Annotated in this window: 3 rRNA genes; all 3 read right to left on the bottom strand. The window is 60.7% G+C overall.

Annotated elements, in window-relative coordinates:
- Positions 1-37: 37 nt before the first annotated feature.
- Positions 38-152 (bottom strand): 5S ribosomal RNA (gene rrf, locus H8S61_RS17155).
- Positions 153-272: 120 nt separating this feature from the next.
- Positions 273-3,243, bottom strand: a 23S ribosomal RNA gene (locus H8S61_RS17160).
- Between the two features lie 305 nt (positions 3,244-3,548).
- Positions 3,549-5,057, bottom strand: a 16S ribosomal RNA gene (locus tag H8S61_RS17165).
- The 16S, 23S and 5S rRNA genes sit together here, the layout of an rRNA operon.
- Between the last annotated feature and the right edge of the window lie 161 nt (positions 5,058-5,218).

The raw sequence follows: 5,218 nt of genomic DNA on the forward strand, positions 1-5,218 counted from the left end.
CCCTCGGGCCTCTCGGCGGAAACGGAAACGCCCTGGGCGAGCGCGACGTCCTGTCCTCCCACGGGCTGACCCCGCAGTACTTTCGGCGATGGCAGGCTTAACTGCCGGGTTCGGAATGGGACCGGGTGATCCCTGCCTCCATGGTCGCGCTCGCGCAGGGCGTTCCCGCGCGGGCCTCATATGGCCCCGCCCGGCGGCCGCGGACCCTCCGCGCCACCCTGGCGGTTGCACAGCGCTCGTGACTTCACGGTCGCGAAACCGAGAATGTGTTTGTGAAGAAGAGCTCGGGCTATTAGTACCGCTCGCCTGAAGCGCTCGCGCGCCTTGCAGCTGCGGCCTATCGACCTCGTGGTCTGCGAGGGCCCTTACCGGAAAGAGGACTCATCTTGGAGACGGCTTCCCACTTAGATGCTTTCAGCGGTTATCCGTGCCGGACGTAGCTAGGCAGCCGTGCCGTTGGTCGACAACTGCTGCACCAGAGGTCCGTCCACCCCGGTCCTCTCGTACTAGGGGCAGACCTCCTCAATCCTCTTGCGCCTGCGGAGGATAGGGACCGAACTGTCTCACGACGTTCTGAACCCAGCTCGCGTACCGCTTTAAATGGCGAACAGCCATACCCTTGGGACCGACTTCAGCCCCAGGATGCGATGAGCCGACATCGAGGTGCCAAACCTTGCCGTCGATGTGGACTCTTGGGCAAGATCAGCCTGTTATCCCCGGAGTACCTTTTATCCGTTGAGCGACGGCCATTCCACTCTGTGCCGCCGGATCACTAGAACCGACTTTCGTCTCTGCTCGGCTTGTGGGCCTCGCAGTCAAGCCCGCTTGTACTCTTGCGCTCTGCGAACGATTGCCAACCGTTCTGAGCGGACCTTTGCGCGCCTCCGTTACATTTTAGGAGGCGACCGCCCCAGTCAAACTACCCGCCTGACACGGTCCCCCCGCCGGATCACGGCCGGGGGTTAGATCGCCAACGCGACGAGGGCAGTATTCCAAGGCCGGCTCCACCCGAGCTGGCGCCCGGGCTTCGAAGCCTCCTGCCTATCCTCTACGCGCCGAGCCAACGATCAATGTCAAGCTGCAGTAAAGGTTCACGGGGTCTTTCCGTCCTTCCGCAGGTAATTCGCATCTTCACGAATAATACAATTTCACCGGGTCCATGGTTGAGACAGCGCCCAAATCGTTACGCCATTCGTGCAGGTCGGAACTTACCCGACAAGGAATTTCGCTACCTTAGGACCGTTATAGTTACGGCCGCCGTTTACTGGGGCTTGGCTTCAGAGCTTCGCCGTGAGGCTGACCCATCCGCGTAACCTTCCAGCACCGGGCAGGCGTCAGACCCTATACGTCGTGTTGCCACTTAGCAGAGTCCTGTGTTTTTGATAAACAGTCGCTTGGGCCGTTTCGCTGCGACCCCCGGCCGCTCGGGGAGCAAGTCCCGTCACCGCCAGGGGCACTCCTTCTCCCGAAGTTACGGAGTCAGTATGCCGAGTTCCTTAACCATGGTTCTCCCGATCGCCTCGGTATGCTCTACCTGCCCACCTGTGTCGGTTTTGGTACGGGCGCCGATGTCCCTTCCTAGAGGTTTTTCTCGGAAGCATGGGCTCGCCGACTTCAGCATAAGCTTTCGTCTCGCGTCTCAGGATACATGCCCCGCTGATTTCCATGCGAGACTCCCTACGCGCTTTCACGGGGACGTCCAGAACCCCGCTCGGCTACCCTTCTCCGTCACCCCGTCGGTGATAACGGTCCATCGGCGGTACAGGAATGTCCGCCTGTTGTGCATCGGCTACGCCTCTCGGCCTCGCCTTAGCTCCCGACTGACCCTGGGAGGATTAGCCTTGCCCAGGAACCCTTAGGCTTACGGCGGCGGCGTTTCTCGCGCCGCTCTCGTTACTCATGCCAGCATTCTCACTTCCCCGCGCTCCACCGAGGGTCGCCCTCTCGGCTTCTCCGCTGCGGGGAAAGCTCCCCTACCACTAATATGAATTAGTCCGCTGCTTCGGTGTTATGCTTAGCCCCGTGAATTGTCGGCGCATGTCCACTTGACCAGTGAGCTGTTACGCACTCTTTAAATGCATGGCTGCTTCTAAGCCAACATCCTGGTTGTCTAGGCAAACGCACATCCTTTGCCACTCAGCATAAACTTGGGGACCTTAGCAGGCGGTCTGGGCTGTTTCCCTTTCGAACACACAGCTTAGCCCACATGTTCTGACTCCCGGCCTCTGATCCGACGGCATTCGGAGTTTGGTTCGTGTCGGTAGGCGGTGAAGCCCCCTCGACGATCCAGTGCTCTACCGCCGTCGGAGAACGGCCGAGGCTAGCCCTAAAGCTATTTCGGGGAGAACGAGATATCTCCGGGTTTGATTGGCCTTTCACCCCTATCCACGGGTCATCCCCTCCGTTTTCAACCGAAGTGGGTTCGGCCCTCCACGGGGTCTTACCCCCGCTTCAGCCTGCCCATGGATAGCTCACCCGGCTTCGCGTCTGCAGCATGCGACTAAAACGCCATCTTAAAGGCTCGCTTTCACTGCGGCTCGCTTAAAAGCTTAACCTCGCCGCATACCGCAACTCGCTGGCTCATTCTACAAAAGGCACGCCGTCACCCCGCTCGGGGGCTCCGACTGCTTGTAGGCGCACGGTTTCAGGTACTGTTTCACTCCCCTCTCGGGGTGCTTTTCACCTTTCCCTCACGGTACTGGTTCGCTATCGGTCACAGGAGAGTGTTCAGCCTTGGAGGGTGGTCCCCCCTGCTTCGCACCGGGTTTCACGTGCCCGGCGCTACTCGGGTGCCTCACTCGGAGGCTGCGGGGATTCGCGTACGGGGCTCTCACCCGCTCCGGCCGGCCTTCCCAGGCCGTTCCGCTTCCGCGCAGCTTTGTAACTCCGTCCATGGTATAAGGCCCATGGAGTGTGTGGTCCCACAACCCCTCATGCAGCAACGCCCTTACGCTTACACGTGCATGGGTTTGGGCTGGTCCGGTTTCGCTCGCCGCTACTGCCGGAATCTCGGTTGATTTCTCTTCCTCCGGGTACTTAGATGTTTCAGTTCCCCGGGTTGCCTTCTCCCGCCCTATTTGATTCAGGCGGGGATGGCCAGGCATGACCCTGGCCGGGTTCCCCCATTCGGAGATCTTCGGATCGATGGCCGTTTGCGCCTCCCCGAAGCTTATCGCAGCTTGCCGCGTCCTTCATCGACTTCCTGTGCCAAGGCATCCGCCGTGCGCCCTTAATATCTTCTTCTCTTTAACTCAGGTTTCGGGTATCGAATACTCGATACTCTTGCGATCGTGAATGATGCTTCGTCCCGGCCGCCCGAGGGCCGCCGGGGAAAAAGATCATTTGTCACTAAACGCTATGCAACTGTCAAGGTGCGCGGAGGCCCGTCGAGGCCCCCTCGGGGGCAGAGCCCCGGAAGCCGGATGCTGAGCGAGCGGGCGAAGAGCCAGGCGGATCCTCGCGACGGGACCCAAATAAGAATTGTTTTGTCTTCCAGGCGGGGGAGCGCTTGCGCTCGACCCCGTCGGACACGATGAGTGTCTCCCTAGAAAGGAGGTGATCCAGCCGCACCTTCCGGTACGGCTACCTTGTTACGACTTCACCCCCCTTACCCTCCACACCTTCGACGCCTCCGCCCCTTGCGGGTTCGGCCGGCGGCTTCGGGTGCAGACGACTCGGGTGGTGTGACGGGCGGTGTGTACAAGGCCCGGGAACGTATTCACCGCGGCATGCTGATCCGCGATTACTAGCAACTCCGACTTCACGGAGGCGGGTTGCAGCCTCCGATCCGAACTGGGGCCGGCTTTGAGGGATTCGCTCACTCTCGCGAGTTCGCAGCCCGTTGTACCGGCCATTGTAGCACGTGTGCAGCCCAGGGCATAAAGGGCATGATGACTTGACGTCGTCCCCACCTTCCTCCGGCTTGACGCCGGCAGTCTCGCATGAGTCCCCAACTGAATGCTGGCAACATGCGATAGGGGTTGCGCTCGTTGCGGGACTTAACCCAACATCTCACGACACGAGCTGACGACAGCCATGCACCACCTGCGCTGGCTCCTCTCGGCCACCGGGTTTCCCCGGCTTCACCAGCATGTCAAGCCCTGGTAAGGTTCTTCGCGTTGCTTCGAATTAAGCCACATGCTCCGCTGCTTGTGCGGGCCCCCGTCAATTCCTTTGAGTTTTAGCCTTGCGGCCGTACTCCCCAGGCGGGATACTTAATGCGTTGGCTGCGGCACGGAGGGCGTTGCCCCCCACACCTAGTATCCATCGTTTACGGCTAGGACTACCAGGGTATCTAATCCTGTTCGCTCCCCTAGCTTTCGCGCCTCAGCGTCAGTTTCGGCCCAGCAGGCTGCCTTCGCCATCGGTGTTCTTCCCGATATCTGCGCATTCCACCGCTACACCGGGAATTCCGCCTGCCTCTACCGAACTCGAGCCTCCCAGTTCGGGATCCGGCCGGGGGTTGAGCCCTCGGATTAGAGATCCCGCTTGAAAGGCCGCCTACGCGCTCTTTACGCCCAATGAATCCGGATAACGCTCGCTCCCTACGTATTACCGCGGCTGCTGGCACGTAGTTAGCCGGAGCTTCTTCTGCAGGTACCGTCGTTGTTCTTCCCTGCTGAAAGCGGTTTACAACCCGAAGGCCGTCGTCCCGCACGCGGCGTTGCTGCGTCAGGGTTTCCCCCATTGCGCAAAATTCCCCACTGCTGCCTCCCGTAGGAGTCTGGGCCGTATCTCAGTCCCAATGTGGCCGGTCGGTCTCTCAACCCGGCTACCCATCGCAGGCACGGTGGGCCGTTACCCCGCCGTCTACCTAATGGGCCGCGACCCCATCCCTTGCCGTCTGGGCTTTCCCGGGCCCCCCAGGAGGGGGGCGAGGAGTATCCGGTATTAGCCTCGGTTTCCCAAGGTTGTCCCGGAGCAAGGGGCAGGTTGGTCACGTGTTACTCACCCGTTCGCCACTTCATGTCCGCCCGAGGGCGGTTTCGTCGTTCGACTTGCATGTGTTAGGCACGCCGCCAGCGTTCATCCTGAGCCAGGATCAAACTCTCCGTTTAAGAGGCGGGAATCGCTTCCCGCTGAGTCCGATCTTGGTTTCGGCCCTCGCCCGCCCCCCGTCTCGGGGATGCGCGCTCGGGCCGGGTTTCCGTTCGCAAGAATCGTTTGCTTGGCTTGTTCTTCTTTCGCTACTCAGTATCCGGTTTTCAAGGTTCTGCGG

The sequence above is a fragment of the Eggerthella hominis genome, from assembly GCF_014287365.1.
Lineage (GTDB): Bacteria > Actinomycetota > Coriobacteriia > Coriobacteriales > Eggerthellaceae > Eggerthella > Eggerthella guodeyinii.